Here is a 26,952-nt window from a genome sequence, read left to right on the forward strand (position 1 = left end):
CGAGGAGCGCATACCGCATGAACGCGAAAGAGAGAATCCTGGGCAAGCTGCGCGCCAGCCTCGAGGGCACCACCCCGGTGGCCGACGATTACGACAACGGCCTCGTCACCGACCCGTGGCGCTACCCGCCTGCAGACCGCATCGTCCGCCTGCGCCAGATGCTCGAAGCCGTGCACGGCGAGACCATCCTGACCACTGCTGCGGACTGGCCGCAACGCGTGCTGTCGGCGCTGGCGGCGCGCAATATCGGTGAACTGTTGGTGGCGCCCGCAACCGCACACGGTCGCCGCCTTGCCGAGCACGTGCAGGCGCAGGCAGCGGCCTTGCACCTGAAAGGCTACGAGCGTCCGGTCGAGGAATGGAAGGACGAGCTCTTCTTCCGAACCCCCGCCAGCCTCACCGGCACGCTCGGCGGCATCGCTGCCACCGGCAGCTTGGTGCTGTGGCCAGACGCCCGCGAGCCGCGACTGATGAGCCTGGTGCCGCCCCTGCACATCGCGCTGCTGAACGCGAGCGAGATACGCGACAACCTCTTCGATCTCATGCATGCACAGCGCTGGTCCGATGGCTTGCCGACCAACGCGCTGCTGGTGTCGGGGCCATCCAAGACCGCCGACATCCAGCAGACGCTCGCCTATGGCGCGCACGGCCCGAAGGAACTTCTCGTGCTGATCCTCGAGGACGCCTGATCACCCGGGTTGGGGACGACCTCGCATGGCCCCTCGCCCCAGCGTGATCGCGCGCCGCCTCGGCCCAAAACCTCAGCCCAACACTACAGGCACCACGCTGGCGAGTGCGGCGGTGGCGATGACCACCAGCCAGGGCGGCAGCTTGAAGCGGCCGAGCGCGAGCAGCGCGAGCATGGCGAGGGCGAGATCGGCCGGACCATGGATCGCACTGGTCCATACCGGATCGCAGAAGGCTGCGAGAAGCACGCCGACCACCGCCGCATTGACCCCGGTGAGCGCGGCGCGCGCGGATCGGTTCGTGCGCAGGCGGTCCCAGAAGGGCAGGGCACCGAGCACGAGCAGGAAGGCGGGCACGAAGATCGCCGCGAGCGCGACCATCCCGCCGACCCAACTGCCGGTCGGGCCGCTGGCGGCCGCCCCGAGGAAGGCGGCGAAGGTGAATAGCGGGCCGGGCAAGGCCTGCGCGGCACCGTAGCCGGCGAGAAAGGTGTCGTTGTCCACCCATCCCGGCGGCACCACTTCGGCCTGCAGCAGCGGCAGCATCACGTGACCGCCGCCGAACACGAGTGCGCCCGCGCGGTAGAACACATCGATCATCGCCAGCGTGGCGTTGCCGGAGGCGCTCGCGAGCACGGGAAGGCTGGCGAGCAGCAACGCACAGACGACGAGGAGGCCGAGCGCGACACTGCGGTTCATCGGCGCGAGCGCGGGCAGCGGCTCAGCGTCAGCTTGGCCTGCGAACAGCCAGCGTCCCGCCAGTGCCGCCGCCAGGATTGCGAGGAACTGGTTCCAGGCGGAGGGGAGGGCGAGGAGGAAGAGGGCCGCGGCCAGCATCAGCGCCTTGTGGGTGAGGCGCGGGCAGAGATTGCGCATCATGCCCCAGAGGGCCTGGGCGACGACTGCGACGGCCACCACCTTGAGACCATGCAGCGCGCCGTGGGGTATCCCGCCCCAGTTCTGCATGCCGAGCGCGAACAGGATCATCGCCAGCGCGGACGGGAATGTGAAGCCCGCCCAGGCCGCGAGTGCGCCGTGGAAACCGGCGCGGGCATAGCCAATGCCGATGCCGACCTGGCTGCTCGCCGGCCCTGGAAGAAACTGACACAGGGCGACCAGGTCTGCATAGCTGCGCTCGGCCAGCCAGCCGCGGCGGCCCACGAACTCCTCGCGGAAGTAGCTGAGGTGTGCGACAGGCCCACCGAAGGAGGTCAAGCCCAGCCGCAGGAAGACGAGGAAGACGGTCCAGGCGGAGTCGCGCCCGGTAGCAGCATCCGACATCGGCTCAGAGTTGGTGGAGGAATCGGCAGCGCACGTGGGCTGGCTCACGGTCCTGTCGTGGGCTCACGCCCTTGCGCCGGCAGTCCGCACTCGGAGTCGGTCGATGACCGGCTTGCGCGTGCAGCAGCGCGTCCCGGCGCGGTCCGTCGGCCGTGCTCAAGCCTCGCGGCGGGTGTGCACCATGTAATTGACGTCGGTGTCGCGGCCAAGGCTGTAAACGCGGCTGAGCGGGTTGTAGCTCAGGCCGATGATGTCCTGCATGTCGAGGCGAGCGTTGCGGCAGTGGCGGGCGAGTTCGGAGGGCTTGATGAATTTTCCGTACTCGTGGGTGCCGGCGGGCAACAGCTTGAGCAGGTACTCGGCGCCGATGATCGCGAGTGCGTAGGACTTGAGGTTACGGTTGAGCGTGGACAGGAAGACGTGGCCGTCGGGCTTGACCAGGCGCGCGCAGGCGGCGACGGTGCTTCCCGGATCGGGTACGTGCTCGAGCATCTCCATGCAGGTGACGACGTCGAAGCTGCCGGGGGCTTCCTCCGCCAGGCTCTCGGCGCTGATCAGCCGGTAATCGACCTTGTGTCCGCTTTCGAAGAGGTGAAGTCGAGCTACGCTGAGCGCCTTCTCCGAAAGATCGATTCCCGTCACTTCGGCACCGAGCGCAGCCATACCCTCGCTGAGAATCCCGCCGCCACAGCCGACGTCGAGGACTCTCTTGCCCGCCAGGGCGGCCTTGCCGTCAATCCAGCCGAGACGCAGTGGGTTGATCTCGTGCAAGGGCTTGAATTCGGATGCGGGGTCCCACCAGCGGTGGGCCAGGTCGCTGAACTTCTGAAGTTCGGCGGGGTCGGCGTTGAGCGTGTTCATGGCGATAAGGATAGCCTTGCGGGCGGCTGCTGAAAACCGTGCCGCGGCGGGCAGAAGCCCGACCTTCCCGGCACAAATGAAAAAGCCCCGCCGAAGCAGGGCTTTTCATGGAGCGCTCCGGGATTACTTGGAGCCGATGACTTCCACTTCGACGCGACGATCGGGCTGCAGGCAGGCGATCTGCGCGGCGCGGCCACGGACGTTGTCGCACTTGTTGCCGGTGACCGGCTGGGTCTCGCCCTTGCCTTCGGTGTAGACACGGTTGGCATCGACGCCCTGCGAGACTAGGTAGGTCTTGACAGCGGCGGCGCGACGCTCGGACAGACGCTGGTTGTAGGCGTTCGAGCCGAAGCGGTCGGTGTGGCCGACGGCCAGGATGACTTCCAGCTTGAGCGACTTGGACTGAGCGGCCAGTTCGTTCAGCTTGGTCTTGCCTTCCGGCTTCAGGACGGCCTTGTCGAAGTCGAACAGGGCGTCGGCGGAGAGCTTGATCTTGTCGGCGGTGGGCTTCGGTGCCGGGGCAGCGGCGGCGACCGGCTTGGTGCACTTGTCGGCGGGGACGATGTCGGAGTCGCAAGCGCAACCGACCGGGAACTCGCCTGCGAGCGCGGTCGAAGCAGCAGCCGGGCTCCAGTAACCCGTGCGCCAGCACAGGCCGGTACCGCTGCGAGCGACGACGTTGCGGGCGTCGATCACGTACGGGATTTCACCCTGGCCAGCAACGACGACGTCGTTGACCTGCGCGAAAGCGCTGGGGGCGGACAGGCCGATCGAGGCGATGGCGGCCAGCATGAGCATCTGCTTCTTGGTTTGTTTGATCATGGTTTCCTCTTTGAAGGGCGAGTCGCCGGAATTGCCACTGAACGAAATGAAGACACGCAGAATCGCTGTCTTCGCGTCGGGTTGCACCAGTATATCCAGTTCAATTACCGAGCTTAGTTTGCCACACCGACGCGAGCCGCAGCAATTCGCTGTCGTTAATATGCAACAGGGGGATGCCTTTGTCCACGCGGGTTTCCCCATCGATCCAGACGTGCGAGACGTTCTCCCGAGCGGCAACGTAGACAAGATGCGACACCGGGTCGAAACAGGGCTGGCACGCAGGCGAGCCCAGGTCGATTGCGCACAGATCGGCTGACTTGCCTTGCTCGATCGAACCGATGCGCTCACCCAGGCCGAGTGCCCGGGCACCGTCAAGCGTCGCCATGCGCAGGGCCGCATGGGCGGGCAGGGCGGTGGCGTCCAGGCTGCCGACCTTGGCCAGCAGTGCGGCGTGGCGCATCTCCTGCAGGAGGTCGAGGCGATTGTTGCTCGCTGCGCCGTCGGTGCCGAGGCCGACGCGGATGCCAGCCGCGAGCAGGCGGGGGATCGGCGCGATGCCGCTGGCGAGTTTCATGTTGGAGGTCGGGCAGTGCGCGACGCTGCAGTTGTGGCGGGTGAGGAGGTCGAGATCGGAGTCGTCCAGATGCACCGCGTGCACACCGATCACGTTCTCGCCGAGGACGCCGAGTTGCGCGAGCCGTGCCAGCGGGCGCAGTCCGCTTGACGCCAGGGCGTCGGCGATCTCTTGCGCGGTCTCGTGGACGTGGATGTGGATGGGCAGGTCGAGCTCGTCCGCAATCGCGAGCGCACGGCCGAAAGAGGCGTCCGAGACCGTGTAGGGTGCGTGCGGGGCGATCGAGAAATCGATCAGTGGGTGACCCTGCCAGCGATCGCGTGCAGCGAGCCCCTTGCGCAGGTAGTCGTCGGCGTCGCTGGCGAAGGGTGTGGGGAACTCGAGCATGACGGCGCCCACGACCGCACGCATGCCCATTTCCGCGAAGGCTTCGGCAGCTGCATCGGGATGGAAGTACATGTCGTTGCAGGTGGTGATGCCCCCGCGCAGCATCTCGGCCGCAGCGAGCCGGGTGCCGTCGCGCACGAATGCCGCATTCACATGACGCGCCTCGGCAGGCCAGATCGCTTCCTGCAGCCAGCGCATCAGCGGCAGGTCGTCGGCGATGCCGCGCATCAGACTCATCGCGGCGTGCGCATGAAGGTTCACCATGCCCGGCATCAGCAGGTGGCTGGGAAGTTCCACGCTTCTGGTGGCCGCGAAGCGCTGCTCCGCCTCGGCTTGCGGGAGGACGGCGACGATCCGGCCGGCGCGTACGGCGACCGCATGGTGCTCGAGGACCACGCCTGCGGGCTCGACGGGCACAACCCAGCGTGCGCGGATGAGGAGGTCGACGGCTTCGCTCAAGATGGGCTCCGGTCAGAGTCTGGTGGGGGCAGGCGGGTCGAGCACCGTGTCGTGATCGCTCGGCGTGGATTTAAGCATGCACGAGGGCGGCGGACAATTTTCCACTCGGCTTCGCGCTGCGCTGCTGCCGGCGGTGCCCTTGCGCGCTGCTGCTCGCTCCGGGGTGCCGGTTCGTGCAACAATCCGGGCACTCGTCAAGCATCGCGGTGGAGCGCCTCCGCCCTAACGCATGAACCGGATTCCCGACCGCATCGGCAAATACAGGATCATCAGGGAGATTGGCCGTGGCGCCACTGCCGTGGTCTATCTTGCCGAGAGCCCTGACCACCCCGAGCCCGTCGCGGTCAAGCATGTCCGCTTCGACGACAAGGTCAAGGACGAGGCGAAGTGGAACCGCCGGGTGATCAAGCTGCTCAAGGCCGAGCGCGTCGTCGCCGGCAGGCTCAGCCACCCCAACATCATCCGCATCTTCGATGCCAGCATCGAGCCGGAACAGGCCTACGTGGTGATGGAGTACTTCCCCGGCGGTTCGCTCGAGCGCTACTGCAGTTTCGAGCAGTTGCTGCCTATCCATCGCACCATCGGAATCGTCTTCAAGTGCTGCATGGCGCTAGACCATGCCTACCGCCAGGGTATCGTCCATCGCGACATCAAACCGGCGAACATCCTGGTGGACGACCAGGACAACGTGAAGATCACCGACTTCGGTCTCGCGCTCAACATCAACAAGAAGATGGATACCGACTCCACCTTCATCATGGGCGTGGGTTCGCCGGCCTACATGAGCCCAGAGCAGATCAAGGGCTATCCGCTCAACCAGAAGACCGACCTCTACTCGCTCGGGGTGCTGCTCTTCCACATGCTGACCGGGCGCCTGCCGTTTCGGGCAAGCAATCCGGCCCAGCTGGTGTACAAGATCATCAACGCCGACCCGCCCTCGGTCTCCCAGCTCAATCCCGACGTGCCCGAGCAGATGGATGCGGTGATCCGCAAGGCACTCGAGAAGGACCTCTACTCGCGCTACCGCAACGGCGCCGAGTTTGCCAAGGATTTGGCCGCGGTGCGCTACCAGATCCTCGACGAGAACTACGTGCCTCCGGACGCGGCGCGCTTTGCCAAGCTGCGCCGCATGGCGTTCTTCACCGAGTTCGAGGACGTCGACCTGTGGGAAGTCATGCGCATCTGTGCATGGCGAAAGGTCGATCCTGAGGTGGCCCTGATGCGCGAGGGGGATGGCGACCAGAAGTTCGGGATCGTCCTCGAGGGGCGCGTGGAGCTCTCCATCGAGGGGCGGCGCGTCCTCGAGCTGGGGCCGGGCGAAGTGTTCGGCGTGCAGGCCTGGCTTGATCATGTCGAGCACCGGCACATGCTTACGGTCGTCTCGCTCGACGAGCTGAGCTATCTCGAGGTCAATCCGGCGGCGCTGGCGCTCGCCAGCGAGGAGGTGCTGGAGCGCTTCCGGCGCCAGATCTCCACGGTCGTGGTGCGCCGGCTGGCAGCGGTGTCGCGCCAGCTCGCCGCGCACGCCCCGCCCGCCCTGCGGCCGCAGCGCGCGGCGCCGACCAGCTTCGACATGCAGCTTCTGGACGACTGAGCAGGCGCTGCCGCCTGGCGGTCCGGAGCGTGTGCTATTGCGTGGCACCGAGCGCGCGGGCGCGCTCGAGCGTGGCTGCGGCGGTGGCGTCGTCGTCGGGTACGAGGTCGAGCCAGTTGCCCAGGTGGGCGCGGGCGATGTCTCCCAGCGCCTCGATCCAGGCGTCGCTCTCGTTCAGGCAGGGAATGTAGTGGAAGGCCTTGCCGCCCTTTTCGAGGAAGGCCTCCTTGCATTCCATCGCGATCTCTTCGAGGGTCTCCAGACAGTCGGAAACGAACCCCGGGCACATCACGTCGACCCGGCCCACCCCCTGTGCGGCAAGGGCCTCCAGCGTCGGCTGGGTGTAGGGCTTGAGCCACTCCGCCTTGCCGAAGCGCGACTGGAAGGTGACCAGCACGCGTTCTCTCGCGATGCCGAGGCCTTCGGCCACCAGGCGACCGGTCTTGTGGCATTCGCAGTGGTACGGATCGCCGAGCTCGAGCGAGCGCCGCGGCACACCATGGAAGCTGAGCAGCAGGCGCTCGGGTTGGCCATGCACCAGCCAGTGCTCGCGCACGCTGCGCACGAGCGCGGCGATGTAGCCCGGATCGTCATGGAAATTGCGCACGAAACGGACTTCGGGCTGGTTGCGCCAGTGCGCGAGGCAGCGCCCGACTTCGTCCACCACCGTCGCCGTCGTGCTGGCGGAATACTGCGGGTAGAGCGGCACGATCAGGATGCGGGTACAGCCGCGGGCGCGCAGGCTGTTGAGCACGTCGGGAATCGAGGGCTGGCCGTAGCGCATCGCGTAGTCGACCTCGAGCGCGCCGTGCCCGGCGGTGCCGAGATGGCGGGCGAGCAGGGCGGTCTGGCGCGCGGTATGTACCTTGAGCGGGGAGCCCTCGTCCATCCACACGCTGGCGTACTTCTTCGCCGACGCAGCCGGGCGAGTGTTGAGGATGATGCCGTTGAGAATCGGCCACCAGACGAGGCGCGGGATCTCCACCACCCGCGGGTCGGAAAGGAATTGCTTGAGATACGGGCGCAGCGCGGCCGCGGTCGGGGCTTCGGGGGTGCCGAGATTCACCAGCAGCACGCCGGTGCGTTGGGGGCTGCCGTGCTTGAACGGCGGTTCGGGCCAGTAGCGGGGCATCGGAATCCTTGTGCGGGGCAGGGCGCCGGGCCGCTGCCGTCAGTGCTTGGAGGAAAGGGCGTTCGAGAGCAGGCGGGCGGTGATGTCGACGATCGGTATCACGCGGTCGTAGGCCATGCGGGTGGGGCCGATGACGCCGAGCGAGCCGACGATCTGTCCGTCTACCTCGTAAGGCGCGGTGATCACGCTGCACCCGTCGAGCGGGGCGAGGCCGGATTCGCCGCCGATGAAGATCTGCACGCCTTCTGCCCTGTTCGAGAGGTCGAGCAGCTGCATCAGCCCGGTGCGCTGCTCGAAGAGCTTGAACAGCTCGCGCAGGCGGGACATGTTCGACGACAGATCCTCGACGTCCAGCAGGTTGGTCTCGCCGGAGATGACGTAGCGGGTTGCGGTCTCTTCCGCGGCCTGCGCGCCGGCGTCGACGGTCGCCGTCATCAGCTCGGTCATGTCGCTGCGCAGCTGGCGCAGCTCTTCGGTGAGGCGGCGGCGGATCTCGTCGAAGGACAGGCCGGCGAAGTGCTCGTTGAGGTATGTGGCAGCGCCGTTGAGTTCGCTCACCGAGTAGGCGCGGCGGGTGAGCAGGATGCGGTTCTGCACGTCGCCGGCGGTGGTGACGATGATGAGTAGAATGCGGTTCTCGGCCAGGCTGATGAATTCGAACTGGCGGATGCGCACGGCGTCCTTGCGCGGGGCGACGACCACCCCGGCGAATTGCGTCAGCTCCGACAGCAGCTGTGACGCGGAACTGATCAGGCGTTGCGGCTGGTCCGGCATGAGCTGGCCCTGCAGCGCCCGCACCCGCGCATTCTCCATCGGCTGCACGGTGAGCAGGGAATCGACGAAGAAGCGATAGCCGCGTGCGGTTGGGATGCGCCCGGCGGAAGTGTGCGGGCTGGCGATGAAACCCATCTCCTCGAGATCGCTCATCACGTTGCGCACCGTGGCCGGCGACAGTTCGAGTCCGGAATAGCGCGAAAGGGCGCGCGAACCGACCGGCTGACCATCCGCGATATAGCGTTCGATCAGGGTCTTGAGCAGGATCTGGGAGCGGGCGTCGAGCGAATTCATGGCAGGCGGGAATATAGCCCGGATTGTATGGAAGCGCGGCCGCAGTGGCCACCGCCAGCGGCCGACCGGGTACGCCAAGCGGTCGGGCGGTTGTGGTTTAATCGGCACCCATGAGCACGAAATTCCGAACGATTGCCCTCATCGGCAAATACCAGAGCCCGGACGTCGCCGAGTCGGTGCTGTCGATTGCGCGCGAGCTGCGCGAGCGCGGACTGTCGGTGTTGATCGAGCAGGGTACGGCGAGTTCCATCGGTGGCGGGCACGACTACCCGGTCGCGAGCTACGAGCACATCGGTGCCGAGGCCGACCTCGCGGTGGTGATCGGCGGCGACGGCAGCATGCTGCACACGGCGCGCCGGCTGGTGGAGCACGGCGTGCCCCTGGTGGGGGTCAACCTCGGTCGCCTCGGTTTCCTCACCGACATCTCGCGCAGCGAGGCGGGCGCCCGCCTGGGCGAACTGCTCGACGGCGCGTTCACCGAAGAGCACCGCTTCATGCTCGATGCCGAGGTCCTGCGCGGTGGCGAGCGCGTGTTCCACACGCTCGCTCTCAACGACGTAGTGGTGAACAAGGGTGACCTCGGACGCATGATCGAGTTCGAGCTGCTGATCGATGGCGAATTCGTCTACACCCAGCGCTCGGACGGCATGATCGTGTCGACGCCGACCGGATCCACCGCCTATGCGCTGTCGGCGAACGGACCGATCCTCCATCCGAGCGTCGGCGGGATCGCTCTGGTCCCCTTGTGTCCGCACGCGCTCACCGCGCGCCCGATCACGCTGCCAGACTCATGCGCCATCGACATCATCCTGCTGCCGCCGCAGGACGCGCGCGTTCATTTCGACGGACAGACGCGTTTCGACCTGCGCGCGGGCGATTGCGTGCGGCTCAAGCGCTCGCCGCGTTCGCTGCGCCTGCTGCACCCGCAGGGCTACAGCTACTTCGCGATGCTGCGTCAGAAGTTGCACTGGAGCGCCAGCCCTCGCCTCTGAGCGTGCCGGTGCGCCGTGCGGCGTGTAGCCCAGGACCCGCGGCCGGCGCAATGACTGCGGCGCGAGTCCCTTCTCCCATCCAACCCTTGTCGCGTTCCCACTCGCCATGCTTCGCAGCCTGACCATTCGTGACTTCGTCATCGTCGATCGTCTGGACCTCGAGTTCGGCCCCGGATTCGGTGCCCTCACCGGCGAGACCGGCGCGGGCAAATCGATCCTGCTCGATGCGCTGGGCCTGGTGCTGGGCGGGCGTGGCGAGGCCGGCATGGTGCGCGCCGGTCGCGAGCGCGCCGATGTCGCAGCCGAGTTCGATCTGCCCGCTGACGGAGCCCTTGCCGCCTGGCTGGCCGAGCAGGCGCTTCCCGCGGAGGATGGGGGCGTGATCCTGCGGCGTAGCATCGATGCCGGCGGGCGCAGCAGGGCCTGGATCAACGGCGTCACCGTGACGCTTGCCCAGTTGCGTGCGGTTGGGGAGTGGCTTGCCGACATTCACGGCCAGCACGCCCATCACGCGCTGCTGCGCCCCGACGCACAGCGTGCCTTGCTCGACAGCCTGGCCGGTGCGTCGGCGCAGGCGACCGAAGTCGCCCGCCTGTACAGAGAATGGCAGCGCTTGCTCCAGCTTCTGCGGGCGGCCGAGGCCGACTCCGCGAGCTCGGTGCGCGAACGCGAGCTGCTGTCCTGGCAGTTGCAGGAGTTCGATGCGCTGGCCTTCGATGTCGACGAGTGGCAGGAGGTCAACGCCGAGCACAGTCGGCTCGCGCATGCCGCAGGCTTGATGGAAGGAGCCGACGAGACGCTTGCCGCGCTGGGCGAGGGCGAGCTTGCAGTGTGCTCCGTGCTCCGCCACCTGGATGGCCGGATCGCGTCGCTGGCGGACTACGATGCCAGCCTCGTGGGTGTGCGCGAACTGCTTGGCGCAGCTGCCATCCAGGCCGACGAGGCCTTGTATGCGCTGCGCCGCTACCGCGAGCGCCTCGATCTCGATCCGCAGCGGCTGGCCGAGCTCGAGCGCCGCATTGCGGTGGTAATGGACGCCGCGCGCAAGCATCGTGTCGGCCCCGAGGAGCTTCCGGAGCTTGCCCGGCAATGGCGCGAACGCCTCGATGCGCTCGAGGCCAGCGCCGATCCCGCCCGCCTGGCCGCGGCCGCCGCGGCCGCCGAGCAGGCCTTTGCCCGCGCCGCGGCGCAGTTGAGCGCGCTCAGGAGACCTGCGGCGCGCCGCCTTGCCGATGAGATCACCGAGGCCATGCAGACGCTGGCCATGGCGGGCGGGCGCTTCGAAGTGGCGCTCGAGCCTTGTGCCCCGGGGGGCGCGGGCGTCGAGCTTGTCGAGTTCCGGGTGTCGGCCAATCCGGGACAGCCCCTGCGTAGCCTGGCGAAGGTGGCGTCGGGAGGCGAGCTGTCACGGATCGGGCTGGCGATCCAGGTGATGGCCAGTCGCGACACGGCGGTGCCGACCCTGGTGTTCGACGAGGTCGATGTGGGCATCGGCGGCCGAGTCGCGGAGATCGTCGGCAAGCTGCTGGCTCGCCTGGGCCGCGACCGTCAGGTGCTCTGCGTCACTCACCTTCCGCAGGTCGCGGCATGCGCGGACTGGCAGTGGCAGATTGCCAAGCGCGACCAGGACGGGGAGACGCTGAGCACGGTGACGCGGCTTGACGAGCGCGCACGCATCGAGGAGATCGCGCGCATGCTGGGTGGCCTAAACATCACAGCGACGACGCGACAGCACGCCGCCGAGCTGCTCGGTCAGCGCTGAGGCTGGGGCGCGGCCAGGCATCGAATGCCGCTGACCGGGCGGCTTCCTGCAAGCTACCCCGCGACGACGCCGATCAGCCTGGAGGTGGCGGCGTTCAGCCCTCGCGTCCGCGGTTCGGGCAGTTCTCGCGCGTGCAGTCGGCGTAGAGGTAGAGCGCGTGTTCGCGGATCGCGAAGCCGCGCTCCTCGGCGATCTTGTTCTGGCGGCGCTCGATTTCGGGATCGAAGAACTCCTCGACCTTGCCGCATTGCATGCACACCAGGTGGTCGTGATGCCCGCCCTCGTTGAGCTCGAAGACCGCCTTGCCCGATTCGAAATAATGGCGCTCGAGCAGGCCGGCCTGCTCGAACTGGGTCAGCACCCGATAGACGGTCGCCAGGCCGATGTCCATGCCCTCGTTCATCAGCGAGCGGTAGACGTCCTCCGCAGTGAGGTGGCGCTGTTCCGAACTCTGAAAGAGGTCGAGGATCTTCAGGCGCGGGTAGGTCGCCTTGAGGCCGATGCTTTTCAGGTTCTTGGAGTTGTCGGACATGGGAGCCTGGACGAGGTGTGGAAACCGGGGTGTGGCCGCACGCGTCTGCGCGTCGCGTGGTCACGAACGCATGTTGGGCGCCCCGATCGGCGCCTCCCGGATGAGGGCGAGGACACGCGGCGGCGCTTGGCGAACCCGGCCTATGTTATATTTTTTACCCCTTTCTGAGAACTGCGACCCCCGTCGCGCCAGGCACGTCTCCTCCATGCGCTTCCATTTCGCTGCGGCACTCGTTGCCCTCGGCCTGACGGCCGGCTGCTCTTTCGATTCCGTCGTAGGCGTGGTCGATCCCTATCGCATCGATGTCCGCCAGGGCAACTATGTGGACCAGGAGATGCTCTCCCAATTGCGGCGCGGCATGACCCGCGACCAGGTGCGCTACGTACTCGGCTCGCCGCTCGTGGTCGACCTGTTCCGCAAGGACCGCTGGGATTACGTGTATCGGTTCAGACCCGGTCGTGGAGAGGTCCAGCAGCGCACCATCTCGCTCTATTTCGCGGGCGACGCGCTTGACCGTGTGGAAGGCGACGTGGAGGTCGCACAAGGCGGCGAGGCAGGCGCGGCGCCAGCCGCGGAGCGCAGTCGCGTGGTCGAGATTCCGGCGGCCGACGCGCGCTGATCAAGCCGGGCGCGACCATGCGCCCATCCAGATTTCGGGTCCGGTCCCGCGGCCGGGCTTCATCTTTCCAGGGATTCATTTCGATGGCCGACGTTCGAGTCGCAATTGCAGGGGCTTCCGGGCGAATGGGCCGGATGCTGATCGAGGCTGCACTGAAGGAAGAAGGGGTCGTCCTCGCGGCCGCCTTCGACCGCCCGGGCACGCCCTTCATCGGGCGTGACGCGGGCGAGATGGCCGGTGTGCAGACCGACGTCCGGATCATCGATGACGCCGCGGCGGCGATCGCGTCCGCCGACTGCGTGATCGACTTCACCCGCCCCGAGGGCACGCTCGGCCATCTGGCGCTGGCGCGCGAGCTCGGCAAGGCGATGGTGATCGGCACGACCGGTTTCGATGCCGCGGGCAAGGCGACGATCGCCGAGGTGGCGCGCCAGGTTCCGGTGGTTTTCGCGCCCAACATGGCGGTGGGCGTAAATGCCGTGTTCCGCCTCCTCGAGGTTGCCGCGCGCATCCTTTCCGAGGGCTATGACGTCGAGATCATCGAGGCGCATCACCGCTTCAAGGTCGATGCGCCGTCCGGTACCGCGCTGCGCATGGGCGAAGTGGTGGCCCGCGAACTCGGGCGCGATCTCGACGCCTGCGCGATCTACGGTCGCGAAGGCCATACCGGTGAGCGGCGCAGCGACACGATCGGCTTTTCCACCATCCGCGGCGGGGATGTGGTCGGCGACCACACCGTGCTCTTCGCCGGCATCGGCGAGCGCATCGAGATCACCCACAAGTCCGGCAGTCGCATGCCTTACGCGCTCGGTTCCATGCGCGCGGCACGCTTCCTGGCCGGACGCGGCAATGGTCTGTTCGACATGCAGGACGTCCTGGGTCTGCGCTGAGACGGACGATGGCCTCGGGCATGCCGGATGACGCTCTGCCCAAGGGTCTCGCGCGCGAGACCGGGAATCTGTCCGCGGCCGCGGAGGGCGAGGCGACACGGCAGGCTCTGGCACAGGCACGGCGCCACCTCGAGTTGCTCGCGCGCAATACCGGGGCGGGCGTGTGGACCAACGACCTCGAGCGGGGCATGGTCTGGACCGACGACAGTTGGCGCACGCTGATCGGATACGAGGCCGGGAGTCGCTGCAACTGGCTCGATCTCGTCGAGGAAGACGGCCGCGACCGCCTGGAGACGGCGTTGCGCGCGCACCTGCGGGCGGACACCCCTGAGGTCTGCGTCGAGTTGCGCATCCGCGCAGCGAGTGGCGAGTGGCACTGGGTCGAAGTCCGCGGCCGCGCCGAGGGTCGTGGTGCGGACGGTCGCTGGGCACGCGTCGAGGGCACGTATCGCGACATCACCGAGCGCAAGCTGCGCGAGTTCGAGCTGCTCGAGGCCAAGGAGGCCGCCGAGGCGGCCAACCGGGCCAAGGGCGACTTCCTCGCCAACATGAGCCACGAGATTCGCACGCCGATGAACGGCATCATCGGCATGACCGACCTGCTGCTCGACTCGTCGGGGCTCAGCGGCGAATCGCGCGAATACCTGCAGACGGTGAAGTCCTCGGCCGAGGCCTTGCTCACCATCATCAACGACATCCTCGATTTCTCGCGCATCGAGGCCGGGCGGCTGAATCTGGAGAACATCGATTTTTCCACCGTCTCGGTGGTCTCCGAGACATGCCGGGCGCTTGCCCTGCGCGCGAGCCAGAAGGGGCTCGAACTGTTCCACGACATCGCGCCCGATGTGCCCGCCGTGCTGCGCGGCGACCCGACGCGACTGCGGCAGATCCTCACCAATCTGATCGGGAACGCGGTGAAGTTCACCGAGCGCGGAGAGGTCGAGATCGCACTGCGCTGCGTCGAACGCAGCAATGGCCGGGTCAGTGTCGCCTTCGAGGTTCGTGACACCGGCTGCGGGATTCCGCCGGAGAAGCTGGAATCCATCTTCGGCGCCTTCGCGCAGGCGGACACTTCCACCACCCGCAAGTACGGCGGTACCGGGCTCGGCCTGGCCATATCCCGGCATCTGGTTGATCTCATGTCGGGCAAGATCGAAGTTCGAAGCGTGCCGGGGCAGGGCAGCACCTTCGTGTTCACGCTGCCGTTCGCGGTCGTGGCCGATGCCGCGCCCCTGGACGCCGGCGGGCTGCGCGGCACGAAGGTGCTGGTTGCGGTGCGCAACGGCGCCTTCGGGCAGGTGCTGTGCCGTCGCCTTGGGGCGGCGGGGCTGCGCGCACTGCTTGCCGTGACGGGGGAGGATGTGGTCGCGGCGTTGGTTTCGGCGCGCGACGGCAGTGATCCGTTTGACTTCCTGCTCATGGACGCGGACATGCCGGAGCCGGGAGGTTTCGCCCTTGCTCAGCGCTTCGCCGATGCGGATCCGCGCCTCGATCGGTTCGTGATGATGCTGTCCGGGCACTCGCAGCGTAACGATACTGCGCGCTGCACCGAGCTCGGTCTCCAGTTCCGGCTCGCCAAGCCCTTCGTGGCAGAGGACCTGCTCGCCGTCCTGCGCCTTGCGCGATATGGCGCGCCAGCCGCCGTCGAAGAGGGTATTGGGCCGGCCTTCGAGCTTGCGCCGATCACGCTCGATGAGCACGCCGCATCGCAGTCCGGGCCGGCGCTGCAGATCCTCGTGGTCGAGGACAACCCGGTCAATCAGGCGGTGGCGCAGCGCCTGCTCGAGCGTGCCGGGCACATCGTCACGCTCGCCAACAACGGCGAGGAAGCGCTGGAGGCGGTCGACCGCGCTCGCTTCGACGTCGTCCTCATGGACGTCCAGATGCCGGTGATGGGGGGGATCGAGGCGACCCAGGCGATTCGCGCGCGCGAGGCGCGCCACAGCTGGGTGCTGCAGGGTGACTGGCGTCCGATCCCGATCATCGCCATGACCGCACATGCAATGCAGGGCGACCGACAGCGATGCCTGGATGCGGGCATGGACGACTACGTGTCCAAGCCCATCCGCGCCGAGCTGCTGTTCGCAGCGATCGCGCGGGTAACCCATGCCGCCGATGCAGATCACGATATGGAAACCGACATGAGCTTGCTTGAACTGGGTGAGGAGGGGCGACGCCAGATCGCCTCGCTCGATGAGGCGCGCGCGATGTTCGACGGCGACGAGGGCGTGGTGCGACAGCTCGTCGACGTCTTCCTGCGCGACCACGAGCGTACCGTGGCGGAGCTTCAGCGCGCGGCGGCGTCGATGAATTACCGGCTGCTCGGTGAGCTTGCGCATGCCGTGAAGGGCTCGGTGGGCCTGTTCGCCGCGCGCCGCGCGGTGGAGGCTGCGCGGCGGCTCGAAGAGCTTGCACGTGCGCAGGACCCGCAGGCCGCGACGAACCAGCCGCAGGTTCTCATCGGGGAAGTGAAGCTGCTCGCACAGGCCCTGCGGGCCGAGATCGGAGAGGCCGCCTGAGCGCGGATGCGGGCGATCGGGCGCGATCGGATCGGGGCTGCCGCGCCAAGGCTGATTTGCCTTGAATCGCCCGAAAATATACAATTTCACGGTTTCGTAAGCGGGATCGGCCCCGAGGCCCGTCCCGCTTTTTGTACATATCGGGTGCGCACGTCGCGTGCCCGCAAGAACTTCAAGCAGATTCCAGGAGCTTCTCGTGAGTGCATTCCCGCCCGCCCTTCTTGCGCTTGCCGACGGAACGATCTTCCACGGCAAGGGTATCGGCGCGGTTGGCAGCACGGTTGGCGAGGTCGTGTTCAACACCTCCATGTCGGGTTATCAGGAGATCCTGACCGACCCGAGCTATTGCCGCCAGATCGTCACGCTGACCTACCCGCACATCGGCAACACCGGTGTCAATGCCGAGGACGTCGAGTCCGCCCGGGTGCATGCGGCCGGCCTCGTCATTCGTGACCTGCCCCTGCTGCCGTCCAATTTCCGCATGAGCCAGCGGCTCGATGCCTACCTGCGTGCCGAGAACGTGGTCGCCATCGCCGGGCTCGATACCCGCAAGCTCACCCGGGTGCTGCGCGAGAAGGGCGCTCAGGCTGGCTGCATCGTCACCGCGGCGCCCGGCGAGGCGCTGAACGCCGAAGCGGCCGTTGCCCAGGCGCGCGCCTTCCCCGGCCTGGCCGGCATGGACCTCGCCAAGGTCGTCAGCGCCAGCTCGCGCTATGAGTGGAAGCAGGGCGAATGGGCGCTCGAGGGCGGCTACAGCGATCGCAACGACGGTCGTTTCCATGTCGTGGCCTACGACTACGGCGTCAAGTACAACATCCTGCGCATGCTCGCCGAGCGTGGCTGCCGCCTCACCGTGGTACCGGCGCAGACGCCCGCGTCCGAGGTGCTGGCGCTCGATCCGGACGGCGTGTTCCTGTCCAATGGCCCCGGTGACCCCGAGCCCTGCGACTACGCCATCGACGCCATCCGCGAGATCGTCGCGACGCGCACGCCGACCTTCGGCATCTGCCTCGGCCACCAGTTGCTGGCCCTGGCTTCCGGCGCGAAGACCATGAAGATGGGCACCGGGCACCATGGCGCCAACCATCCGGTCAAGGACCTGGACACCGGCAAGGTGCTGATCACCAGTCAGAACCATGGCTTTGCGGTCGACCCCTCGACCATGCCGGCCAACCTGCGGGTGACCCACGTGTCGCTGTTCGACGGCACCAACCAGGGCATCGCTCGCACCGACGTGCCGGCCTTCTCCTTCCAGGGGCACCCGGAAGCGAGCCCGGGTCCGCACGACGTCGCCTACCTGTTCGACCGCTTCATCCGCCTGATGGAAGCGGCAAAGTAACAGCGCCCCCGGCAGGCCACCGCCTGCCTCCCAGTTTTGGACGCGCGCGACAGCCGCTGCGTCGAGGAATCACCGAGGCAAGACAATGCCGAAACGTACAGACATCAAGAGCATCCTGATCATCGGCGCAGGCCCGATCATCATCGGCCAGGCCTGCGAATTCGACTACTCCGGCGCCCAGGCCTGCAAGGCCCTGCGCGAGGAAGGCTACAAGGTCATCCTGGTCAACTCGAACCCGGCCACGATCATGACCGACCCGGAGACGGCCGACGTCACCTACATCGAGCCGATCACCTGGCAGGTCGTCGAGCGCATCATCGACAAGGAGCGCCCCGACGCGATCCTGCCGACCATGGGTGGCCAGACCGCGCTCAACTGCGCGCTCGATCTCGGCCGCCACGGTGTGCTCGCCAAGTACGGCGTCGAGCTCATCGGCGCTTCGGAAGAGGCGATCGACAAGGCCGAGGACCGTCTCAAGTTCAAGGACGCGATGACCAAGATCGGTCTCGGCTCCGCGCGCTCGGGCATCGCCCACAGCATGGAAGAAGCGCTGCAGGTCCAGGGCGGCATCGGCTTCCCGGTGATCATCCGCCCGAGCTTCACGCTCGGCGGCACCGGTGGTGGCATCGCTTACAACATGGAAGAGTTCCAGGAGATCTGCAAGCGCGGTCTCGAGGCCAGCCCCACCAACGAACTCCTTATCGAGGAGTCGCTGCTCGGCTGGAAGGAATACGAGATGGAGGTCGTGCGCGATCGCGCCGACAACTGCATCATCGTGTGCTCGATCGAGAACCTCGATCCGATGGGCGTGCATACCGGCGACTCGATCACCGTCGCCCCGTCGCAGACGCTGACCGACAAGGAATACCAGATCATGCGCAACGCCTCGATCGCGGTGCTGCGCGAGATCGGGGTGGATACCGGGGGCTCGAACGTCCAGTTCGCCATCAACCCCCAGGACGGTCGCATGATCGTCATCGAGATGAACCCGCGCGTGTCGCGTTCGTCGGCGCTGGCCTCCAAGGCCACCGGCTTCCCGATCGCCAAGGTCGCGGCCAAGCTGGCGGTGGGCTACACGCTCGACGAGCTCAAGAACGACATCACCGGCGGCGCCACGCCGGCGTCCTTCGAGCCCTCGATCGACTATGTCGTGACCAAGATCCCGCGCTTCGCGTTCGAGAAGTTCCCGCAGGCCAATGACCGCCTGACCACGCAGATGAAGTCCGTGGGCGAGGTCATGGCCATGGGGCGCAGCTTCCAGGAGTCGTTCCAGAAGGCATTGCGCGGCCTCGAGGTCGGCGCCTACGGCCTGGACGAGATCGAGGCCGACGACGCCGACCTCGAGCACGAGCTGTCCAGCGCCGGCCCGCAGCGCATCTGGTACGTCGGCCAGGCCTTCCGTGAGGGCATGACCCTCGACCAGGTGCACAACCTGTCGAAGATCGACCCCTGGTTCCTGGCCCAGATCGAGGACATCGTGCTCTCCGAGAAGGCGCTCGTGGGCCGCTCGCTGAAGGCGCTGCAGGCGCCCGAGCTGCGCGAGCTCAAGCGCAAGGGCTTCTCCGATCGCCGTCTGGCCAAGCTCCTCAACAGCGACGAGACCGCGGTGCGCCTGCACCGTCATGCGCTCGGCGTGCGGCCGGTGTTCAAGCGCGTGGATACCTGCGCGGCGGAATTCGCCACCTCCACCGCGTACATGTATTCGTCCTACGAGGACGAGTGCGAGGCGCGTCCGACCGACAAGAAGAAGATCATGGTGCTCGGCGGCGGTCCCAACCGCATCGGCCAGGGCATCGAGTTCGACTACTGCTGCGTCCATGCCGCACTCGCCCTGCGCGAGGATGGCTACGAGACCATCATGGTCAACTGCAACCCCGAGACCGTGTCGACCGACTACGACACCTCGGACCGCCTGTACTTCGAGCCGATCACGCTCGAGGACCTGCTCGAGATCGTGCACATCGAGAAGCCGGTCGGCGTGATCGTCCAGTTCGGCGGCCAGACCCCGCTCAAGCGCGCCAAGGCGCTGGAGGAGAACGGCGTGCCGATCATCGGCACCAGCCCGGATATGATCGACGCCGCCGAGGACCGTGAGCGCTTCCAGAAGCTGCTCAACGACCTCGGGCTGCGCCAGCCGCCCAACCGCACCGCACGCACGCCGGAAGAGGCCGTGCGGCTGGCGGCCGAGATTGGCTACCCGCTGGTGGTGCGGCCGTCCTACGTGCTCGGTGGGCGCGCGATGGAGATCGTGCATGAGCAGAAGGATCTCGAGCGCTACATGCGCGAGGCGGTCAAGGTCTCCAACGAATCGCCGGTCCTGCTCGACCGTTTCCTCAACGACGCCACCGAGGTCGACGTCGATGCGCTGTCCGACGGCAAGCAGGTCATGATCGGCGGCATCATGGAGCACATCGAACAGGCCGGCGTGCACTCGGGGGACTCGGCGTGCTCGCTGCCGCCGTACACGCTGACGCCGGCGCTGCAGGACGAACTGCGCCGCCAGACCGAGGCGATGGCGCGCGCGCTCAACGTCGTCGGTCTGATGAACGTGCAGTTCGCGATCCAGGGCGAGGGCGACAACGCGGTCGTGTTCGTGCTCGAGGTGAATCCGCGCGCCTCGCGTACCGTGCCCTTCGTGTCGAAGGCCTGCTCGCTGCCGCTGGCCAAGGTCGCCGCACGCTGCATGGCAGGGCAGAGCCTGGCCAGCCAGGGGGTGACCGGCGAGATCGTGCCGCCGTACTACTCGGTCAAGGAGGCGGTTTTCCCGTTCGTGAAGTTCCCCGGCGTGGATACCATCCTCGGCCCCGAGATGAAGTCCACCGGCGAGGTCATGGGCGTCGGCCGCAGCTTCGCCGAGGCCTTCGTCAAGAGCCAGCTCGGCGCCGGGGTCCGGTTGCCGACCGCGGGTGCGGTGTTCATCAGCGTCAAGCCGAGCGACCGGCCGGTCGCGGTCGAGGTGGCCCGTGAGCTCCACGATCTCGGCTTCACCCTGGTCGCCACTCGCGGTACCGCCTCGGTCATCGAGGCTGCGGGGATCCCGGTGAGCGTGGTGAACAAGGTCAACGAGGGCCGACCGCATATCGTGGACATGATCAAGAACGAGGAACTCGTGATGGTCATCAATACGGTCGAAGAGAAGCGCCAGGCGATCACCGACTCGCGTTCCATCCGCACCAGTGCGCTCGCCGCCAAGCTGTCGATCTTCACCACCATCGAGGGCGCGCGGGCTGCGTGCATGGGCATGCGCCATCTCGCGGGCGGACTCGAGGTCTATTCCGTGCAGGGCCTGCACGCCGAACTGAACCAGCAAGCATGAACAAGACTCCGCTTACCGTGGCCGGCGCCGAGAAATTGCGCGCCGAACTGCACCGCCTGAAGACCGTGGAGCGCCCGAACGTGATCGCTGCGATCGCGGAGGCGCGTTCGCACGGCGACCTCTCCGAGAACGCAGAGTACGAGGCCGCCAAGGATCGTCAGGGCTTCATCGAAGGCCGCATCATGGAGGTCGAAGCCAAGCTCGCGAACGCGCAGATCATCGACCCCAAGCTGCTTGATGCGGACGGCCGCTGTGTGTTTGGCGCCACTGTCGAACTCGAGGACATGGACTCGGGTCAGGTCGTGACCTATCAGATCGTCGGCGACGACGAGGCCGACATCAAGGAAAACAAGATCTCGATCAGCTCGCCGATCGCGCGCGCACTGATCGGCAAGTACGCCGGCGACATTGCCGAGGTGCAGGCGCCGGGCGGGGTGCGAGAGTACGAGGTGATAGACGTCCGCTACATCTGACGGTAGGCGGACAAAGAGGCGTTGAAAAAGGCGGTGCAGATGCACCGCCTCTTCGTTTTGCTGGCACGCGTCCGAGCGCGGCCCAGGCTCAGCGTCCGCGGGAACTGCCGCCCGCGCCGCGGCCGCGCGCAGCCGGTGCGCGGGCGGGCGAGCGCCGCGATTCGGCGCTCGCCTTGGCAAGCGCGGCCCGGCGGGCTGCGGCGGCGAAGGCCGCGGCGGACTTCGCAGTGGCGGCGCGCACGGGCTTCTTTTCGACCGCGGCGGTGGGCTTGTCGTCTTCCCTGCGTGCCCGCCAGACGACGAGGATGTTGCCGATGTGTTGGACGGGTGCCGCGTCGAGCGCCGCGCACAGTTCCTTCATGAGGGCGTCGCGCTGTTCGCGCTCGGCACCCTGGACCTTGACCTTGATGAGCTCGTGCGCCTGCAGCGAGCGCTCGATCTCGGCGACGACGTTCGGCGCGAGGCCGTTGCCGGCGATCGTGACCACGGGGTTCAGGTGATGGGCGCGGGCGCGCAGGTCGCGGCGCTGGGCCGGGGTGAGCTCGGTCATTGAAATTCTCTGGATGCGTGTGAAGCCTGGGACGCGGATTCTACTCCTTGCGCTGCACGTATGGCCGTTAATGGAGCAGCAGTCGAGCGGATGAAGAAGAACAAGACCAGTCGTGCTTGGGTGCATGACCATGTGAACGACCCTTATGTGCAGCGCGCGCAGGCCGACGGCTATCGCGCCCGCGCGGCCTACAAGCTGCTCGAGATCGACGAGCGCGATCATCTGCTCAAGCCGGGCGCGGTGGTCGTCGATCTCGGCGCGGCGCCGGGTTCGTGGTGCCAGGTTGCGGTCAAGCGCTGTGGCCCCAAGGGGCGCATATTCGCGCTCGACCTGTTGCCGATGGAGGCGGTCGCCGGCGTGGACTTCATGCTCGGCGACTTCACCGAAGATTCCGTCCTGGCGGAGCTCGAGGCCCGGCTCGAGGGCGGGCGGGTGGACGTCGTGCTCTCCGACATGGCACCGAACCTTTCGGGCGTGGCGACGGTCGACCAGGCGCGTTCGATACATCTCTGCGAGCTCGCACTGGATTTTGCAGTCCGCCATCTGAAGCCGGGCGGACATTTCCTGGTGAAGGTATTCCAGGGGGAGGGGTTCATGGAGTATCGCAAGCAGATGGATGCGGCCTTCGCTGCCGTCCAGGTGCGCAAGCCCAAGGCCTCGCGCGACCGCAGCGCGGAGGTCTATCTGCTCGGCAAGGGGCCGCGCCAGCGCTGATGCATGCGGCGCCCACGGGTGCCATTGTCGTCTCCAATACGGGTCATTGGTTTGCCCGTGGGAACGTTCACCACTAGAATCGGTCAGTCGCGTACAGGCCAGAACGGCTTTCGGGGAACAGAAAGTTGAACAATCTCTTCAAGAATCTCGCGATCTGGATGGTCATCGGCGTCGTGCTGATGACCGTATTCAACCAGTTCAATGCGCGCCAGACGCCCACGAGCACCATGGAGTACTCCCAGTTCCTGGAGGAAGCCAAGGCGGGGCGCATAACGCGTGCGACCATCGATGGCCGGGTGCTCAAGGCGACCACCCAGGAAGGACGCACGATCACGGTCTATACCCCGGGGGTCCAGGATATCTGGATGGTCTCCGACCTGATGCGCTATGGCGTGCAGATCAATGCGAGCAAGCCGGAGGAGGAGCAGTCCTTCCTCGCGAGCGTGTTTGTATCCTGGTTCCCGATGCTGTTGCTGATCGGCGTGTGGATCTTCTTCATGCGCCAGATGCAGGGCGGCGGCAAGGGGGGCGCGTTTTCGTTCGGCAAGAGCAAGGCGAGGATGCTGGATGAATCGGCCAACTCGATCACCTTCGCCGACGTTGCCGGCTGCGACGAGGCGAAGGAAGAGGTGTTCGAGCTTGTCGAGTTCCTGCGCGACCCCTCCAAGTTCCAGAAACTCGGCGGCCGCATTCCCAAGGGCGTGCTGATGGTCGGTTCGCCAGGCACGGGCAAGACGCTGCTCGCCAAGGCGATCGCGGGTGAGGCAAAGGTGCCCTTCTTCTCGATTTCGGGTTCCGATTTCGTGGAGATGTTCGTCGGCGTGGGCGCGGCCCGCGTGCGCGACATGTTCGAGCAGGCGAAGAAGCAGGCGCCCTGCATCATCTTCATCGACGAGATCGACGCGGTGGGCCGCCAGCGTGGCGCGGGCCTCGGCGGAGGCAACGACGAACGCGAGCAGACGCTCAACCAGCTGCTCGTCGAGATGGATGGCTTCGAGGGCCAGACCGGCGTGATCGTGATCGCCGCGACCAACCGCCCCGACGTGCTCGACCCCGCGCTGCTGCGTCCGGGCCGCTTCGACCGCCAGGTGGTGGTGGCGCTGCCCGACATCCGTGGCCGTGAGCAGATCCTGAAGGTCCACATGCGCAAGGTGCCGATCGCACCCGATGTCGACCCGCAGGTGCTGGCGCGCGGCACCCCCGGTTTCGCGGGCGCGGATCTCGCCAACCTGGTCAACGAGGCTGCGCTGTTCGCCGCGCGCGCCAACAAGCGCCTGGTGGACATGGAGGACTTCGAGCGCGCCAAGGATAAGATCATGATGGGTGCCGAGCGCCGCTCGGTGGTTATGCCCGAGGAGGAGCGACGCAACACCGCGTACCACGAGTCCGGGCATGCCGTCGTCGCGCGCCTCCTAGACAAGACCGACCCTGTGCACAAGGTCACCATCATCCCGCGCGGACGAGCGCTCGGTGTGACCATGCAGCTGCCGACCGAGGATCGTTACAGCCAGGATCGGGATCGTTTGCTGCAGACCATCGCCGTCCTCTTTGGTGGCCGTATCGCCGAAGAGATCTTCATGAAGCAGATGACGACGGGCGCTTCGAACGACTTTGCCCGCGCAACGGATCTGGCCCGCCGGATGGTGACGCAGTGGGGCATGTCCGATACGCTCGGGCCGATGGTGTATGGCGAGGAGGAAGGCGAGATCTTCCTCGGCCGTCAGGTCACCACCCACCGCAACGTATCCGAGGCGACGATGCAGAAGGTCGATGCCGAGATTCGCCGCATCATCGACCAGCAGTACTCGCTCGCTCGCCGTCTGCTGGAAGAGAACAGCGACAAGGTCGAGGCGATGACTGCGGCTCTGCTGGAGTGGGAGACCATCGATGCAGATCAGGTGAACGACATCATGGCAGGTCGCCCGCCGCGCCCGCCCAAGCCTGCAGGTACCCCGACCGTGCGGCCGAAGGACGATGCGCCTGGTGCGGCACCCACTGCTCCGGCTCCTGCTGCCTGAAGCCCGTAGTCCCAGTCCCGATCGTCAGCGATCATTCGGGCCGGCAATGCCGGCCTTTTTCATTTGCCGCCGTACCGCATGCCCAAGGCAGTGGTGAGGCTCATCAGGACAGTCGAATGCCCATCCTTCAGTGTGGCCGTTTCAAGCTCGATCTCGACCGACCCAAGGTCATGGCGATCATCAACCTGACCGACGACTCGTTTTCCGGAGACGGGCTCCAGGGTGACGTGCGAGCCGCACTTGCCCGCGCGGAGCGCGCGCTCGAGGAGGGTGCCGACATGCTGGACATCGGCGCGGAGTCTTCGCGGCCAGGTGCGGACCCGGTGCCCGAAGCGGTCGAACTCGAGCGGGTGGTGCGCTTCGTGGAGTTGGCGCGCCCCTGGCAGGTGCCCCTCTCGATCGACACGGTGAAGCCGGCCGTGATGGTGGCAGCGCTCGCCGCCGGTGCCGACATGATCAACGACATCAACGCCTTTCGTGCTCCGGGCGCCATCGATGCGGTCGCGGACGGAACGGCGGGGCTGTGCCTGATGCACATGCAGGGTGAGCCGCGTACGATGCAGCAGGATCCGCGGTACGACGATGTGGTGGGTGAAGTGATGGCCTTCCTGGACGAGCGCGTAGCGGCGCTCGAGGCTGCTGGCGCGGTCCGTGAGCGTTTCGTTCTCGATCCCGGCTTCGGCTTCGGCAAGCGTACGGTGCATAACTACGCCCTGCTGCGCGAGCTCGAGCGTTTCAGTGCGGGGGGCTTGCCGGTGCTGGCCGGGATGTCGCGCAAGTCGATGCTGGGTGCCGTCACTGGGCGCGAGGTGGGCGAGCGCCTGGCGGCGAGCGTCGCCGCGGCGCTTATCGCCGTGCAGCGTGGCGCAGCGATCGTGCGGGTCCATGACGTGGCGCCCACGCTGGATGCGCTGAAGGTCTGGCAGGCGACGCTCGGCATCGAATGAGCAGCCAGCGCTGACCGGTGTCATAATCCGCGCTTTCCGAAGCTGCTGGAGCGATGATGGCGCGCAAGTATTTCGGCACCGACGGGGTGCGTGGCAAGGTGGGTGATGCCCCGATCACCCCCGAGTTCGTGATGAGGCTGGGCTACGCGGCGGGCGTGACCCTGGTGGCGCGCGAGAAGCTGCCCGCCGGTGAGCACCCGGCGGTGCTCATCGGCAAGGACACCCGCATTTCGGGTTACATGCTCGAGGCCGCCCTCGAGGCCGGCTTTGCTGCGGCCGGCGTCGACGTGATGCTGGCGGGTCCGATCCCGACCCCCGCAGTCGCCTACCTGACGCGCGCCCTCCGCCTGCAGGCCGGCGTGGTGATCTCGGCATCGCACAATCCCTTCTACGACAACGGAATCAAGTTCTTCTCCGCGGGCGGAGCGAAGCTGCCCGACGTGGTCGAGGCGGAGATCGAGGCTCGCCTGGAAGAGCCGATGGGGTGTGTAGAGTCCGCGCGATTGGGCAAGGCACGTCGCATCAACGACGCCGCGGGGCGTTACATCGAGTTCTGCAAGAGCACCTTCCCCAACGAGCTGGACCTGCGCGGGCTGCGGATCGCGGTGGACTGCGCCCACGGCGCGGCCTACCAGATTGCGCCCCGGGTGTTCCACGAACTCGGCGCCGAAGTGCTGGCGGTGGGCGTCGACCCCAATGGCCTCAACATCAACGACGGCGTCGGTGCGACGCGGCCCGAGCATCTGCGCCAGGCGGTGCTGGCCCAGGGCGCCGATCTCGGTATCGCCCTCGATGGCGATGCCGACCGCCTGATCATGGTCGATCACCGTGGCGAGATCTACGACGGCGACAAGCTGCTCTACGTCGTGGCCTGCGCACGGCAGGCCGAGGGGCGGCTAGATGGCGTGGTCGGTACCCTGATGAGCAATCTCGGTTTCGAGCATGCGATTGGCCGTCTTGGCGCACCTTTCGCGCGCGCGAAGGTGGGCGATCGCTACGTCCTCGAACTGCTCCACGAGCGCGGCTGGAAACTCGGGGGCGAGAATTCCGGGCACATCATCTGCCTCGACCGGCACACGACCGGCGACGGCATCGTATCGGCGCTGCAGGTGCTGGCCGCACTCAAGCAGCGTGACGTCTCGCTCGCCGACGCCTGCGCGGATCTCGTCTTCTACCCGCAGCGGCTGATCAACGTCCGCATGCCGGCAGGTTTCGACTGGCGGGCCGACAGCGGAATCTCGCGGGCGCAGTCACACGCCGAGCAGACCCTGGGCGATGCCGGCCGGGTGCTGCTGCGGCCGTCCGGCACCGAACCCCTGCTGCGCGTGATGGTGGAAGGGCAGGACGGCGAGCTCGTCGACCGCCTCGCGCGCGAGATTGCCGCTGCAGTGGAGCATGCTTTCACCTGAACGCGGCC

General features: G+C 66.9%; 22 protein-coding genes. 14 read left to right on the top strand and 8 right to left on the bottom strand.

Going from position 1 to position 26,952, the window contains the following annotated elements; translation table 11 throughout:
- Positions 1–17 precede the first annotated feature (17 nt).
- The gene (locus AAG895_RS07480) at positions 18–689 is read left to right on the top strand and encodes a lactate utilization protein (protein ID WP_345794875.1); all 672 of its coding nucleotides are present in this window, start codon (positions 18–20) and stop codon (positions 687–689) included.
- 72 nt (positions 690–761) lie between these two features.
- Here the strand turns inward: AAG895_RS07480 and chrA are convergent, their stop codons facing one another.
- From chrA to AAG895_RS07500, 4 genes are all read right to left on the bottom strand, one after another.
- Positions 762–1,967: a chromate efflux transporter gene (gene chrA / locus AAG895_RS07485; protein WP_345795251.1), complete on the bottom strand. Its 1,206-nt coding sequence runs from the start codon at positions 1,965–1,967 to the stop codon at positions 762–764.
- A 156-nt stretch (positions 1,968–2,123) separates the two neighbouring features.
- Complete coding sequence (ubiG, locus tag AAG895_RS07490) at positions 2,124–2,828, bottom strand: bifunctional 2-polyprenyl-6-hydroxyphenol methylase/3-demethylubiquinol 3-O-methyltransferase UbiG (RefSeq protein WP_345794876.1); 705 nt, start codon at positions 2,826–2,828, stop codon at positions 2,124–2,126.
- A gap of 123 nt (positions 2,829–2,951) precedes the next feature.
- Positions 2,952–3,650, bottom strand: coding sequence for an OmpA family protein (locus AAG895_RS07495; protein ID WP_345795252.1), 699 nt, complete (start codon positions 3,648–3,650; stop codon positions 2,952–2,954).
- A 100-nt stretch (positions 3,651–3,750) separates the two neighbouring features.
- On the bottom strand, positions 3,751–5,070 hold the full coding sequence (locus tag AAG895_RS07500; protein WP_345794877.1) for a TRZ/ATZ family hydrolase: 1,320 nt from the start codon (positions 5,068–5,070) through the stop codon (positions 3,751–3,753).
- A gap of 229 nt (positions 5,071–5,299) precedes the next feature.
- Here AAG895_RS07500 and AAG895_RS07505 point away from each other — a divergent pair, with 229 nt between their 5' ends.
- Entirely contained in the window at positions 5,300–6,664 is a 1,365-nt protein-coding gene (locus AAG895_RS07505; protein ID WP_345794878.1) for a serine/threonine-protein kinase, read from the top strand.
- A gap of 34 nt (positions 6,665–6,698) precedes the next feature.
- On the opposite strand, the gene hemH is transcribed toward AAG895_RS07505, so the two are convergent.
- Both hemH and hrcA read right to left on the bottom strand, forming a co-directional pair.
- On the bottom strand, positions 6,699–7,796 hold the full coding sequence (gene hemH / locus AAG895_RS07510) for a ferrochelatase (RefSeq protein ID WP_345794879.1): 1,098 nt from the start codon (positions 7,794–7,796) through the stop codon (positions 6,699–6,701).
- Between the two features lie 39 nt (positions 7,797–7,835).
- Complete coding sequence (hrcA, locus tag AAG895_RS07515) at positions 7,836–8,864, bottom strand: heat-inducible transcriptional repressor HrcA (protein WP_345794880.1); 1,029 nt, start codon at positions 8,862–8,864, stop codon at positions 7,836–7,838.
- Between the two features lie 110 nt (positions 8,865–8,974).
- Here hrcA and AAG895_RS07520 point away from each other — a divergent pair, with 110 nt between their 5' ends.
- Together AAG895_RS07520 and recN are read left to right on the top strand one after the other, a co-directional pair.
- The gene (locus AAG895_RS07520) at positions 8,975–9,856 is read left to right on the top strand and encodes an NAD kinase (protein WP_345794881.1); all 882 of its coding nucleotides are present in this window, start codon (positions 8,975–8,977) and stop codon (positions 9,854–9,856) included.
- A 106-nt stretch (positions 9,857–9,962) separates the two neighbouring features.
- Positions 9,963–11,618: a DNA repair protein RecN gene (gene recN / locus AAG895_RS07525; protein WP_345794882.1), complete on the top strand. Its 1,656-nt coding sequence runs from the start codon at positions 9,963–9,965 to the stop codon at positions 11,616–11,618.
- 94 nt (positions 11,619–11,712) lie between these two features.
- Here recN and fur read toward each other — a convergent pair whose 3' ends face one another.
- On the bottom strand, positions 11,713–12,150 hold the full coding sequence (gene fur / locus AAG895_RS07530) for a ferric iron uptake transcriptional regulator (RefSeq protein WP_345794883.1): 438 nt from the start codon (positions 12,148–12,150) through the stop codon (positions 11,713–11,715).
- A 205-nt stretch (positions 12,151–12,355) separates the two neighbouring features.
- On the opposite strand from fur, the gene bamE reads away from it, so the two are divergent.
- The 6 genes from bamE to greA all read left to right on the top strand — a co-directional run bounded on the left by bamE (position 12,356) and on the right by greA (position 21,306).
- The gene (gene bamE, locus AAG895_RS07535; RefSeq protein ID WP_345794884.1) at positions 12,356–12,769 is read left to right on the top strand and encodes an outer membrane protein assembly factor BamE; all 414 of its coding nucleotides are present in this window, start codon (positions 12,356–12,358) and stop codon (positions 12,767–12,769) included.
- An 83-nt stretch (positions 12,770–12,852) separates the two neighbouring features.
- Positions 12,853–13,659, top strand: a complete 807-nt coding sequence (dapB, locus tag AAG895_RS07540) for a 4-hydroxy-tetrahydrodipicolinate reductase (RefSeq protein ID WP_345794885.1) — start codon at positions 12,853–12,855, stop codon at positions 13,657–13,659.
- 20 nt (positions 13,660–13,679) lie between these two features.
- Positions 13,680–16,178, top strand: coding sequence for a response regulator (locus AAG895_RS07545; RefSeq protein WP_345794886.1), 2,499 nt, complete (start codon positions 13,680–13,682; stop codon positions 16,176–16,178).
- Positions 16,179–16,374: 196 nt separating this feature from the next.
- Positions 16,375–17,517 (top strand): glutamine-hydrolyzing carbamoyl-phosphate synthase small subunit, encoded by a 1,143-nt coding sequence (carA, locus tag AAG895_RS07550; RefSeq protein WP_345794887.1) that lies wholly within the window; start codon positions 16,375–16,377, stop codon positions 17,515–17,517.
- 85 nt (positions 17,518–17,602) lie between these two features.
- Positions 17,603–20,833 (top strand): carbamoyl-phosphate synthase large subunit, encoded by a 3,231-nt coding sequence (gene carB / locus AAG895_RS07555; RefSeq protein WP_345794888.1) that lies wholly within the window; start codon positions 17,603–17,605, stop codon positions 20,831–20,833.
- Positions 20,830–21,306: a transcription elongation factor GreA gene (gene greA, locus AAG895_RS07560; protein ID WP_345794889.1), complete on the top strand. Its 477-nt coding sequence runs from the start codon at positions 20,830–20,832 to the stop codon at positions 21,304–21,306. The genes carB and greA overlap by 4 nt, the downstream gene beginning before the upstream one ends.
- An 88-nt stretch (positions 21,307–21,394) precedes the next feature.
- Here greA and yhbY read toward each other — a convergent pair whose 3' ends face one another.
- Positions 21,395–21,856 (bottom strand): ribosome assembly RNA-binding protein YhbY, encoded by a 462-nt coding sequence (gene yhbY, locus AAG895_RS07565; RefSeq protein ID WP_345794890.1) that lies wholly within the window; start codon positions 21,854–21,856, stop codon positions 21,395–21,397.
- 90 nt (positions 21,857–21,946) lie between these two features.
- On the opposite strand from yhbY, the gene AAG895_RS07570 reads away from it, so the two are divergent.
- The 4 genes from AAG895_RS07570 (at position 21,947) to glmM (ending at position 26,944) form a co-directional block, all read left to right on the top strand.
- On the top strand, positions 21,947–22,570 hold the full coding sequence (locus AAG895_RS07570) for an RlmE family RNA methyltransferase (protein WP_345794891.1): 624 nt from the start codon (positions 21,947–21,949) through the stop codon (positions 22,568–22,570).
- 125 nt (positions 22,571–22,695) lie between these two features.
- Positions 22,696–24,588, top strand: a complete 1,893-nt coding sequence (gene ftsH / locus AAG895_RS07575; protein ID WP_345794892.1) for an ATP-dependent zinc metalloprotease FtsH — start codon at positions 22,696–22,698, stop codon at positions 24,586–24,588.
- Between the two features lie 116 nt (positions 24,589–24,704).
- Entirely contained in the window at positions 24,705–25,535 is an 831-nt protein-coding gene (gene folP, locus AAG895_RS07580) for a dihydropteroate synthase (RefSeq protein WP_345794893.1), read from the top strand.
- Between the two features lie 56 nt (positions 25,536–25,591).
- Positions 25,592–26,944, top strand: coding sequence for a phosphoglucosamine mutase (gene glmM, locus AAG895_RS07585; protein WP_345794894.1), 1,353 nt, complete (start codon positions 25,592–25,594; stop codon positions 26,942–26,944).
- The last annotated feature ends 8 nt before the right edge of the window (positions 26,945–26,952 follow it).

It is taken from the genome of Thauera sp. JM12B12, assembly GCF_039614725.1.
Lineage (GTDB): Bacteria > Pseudomonadota > Gammaproteobacteria > Burkholderiales > Rhodocyclaceae > Thauera.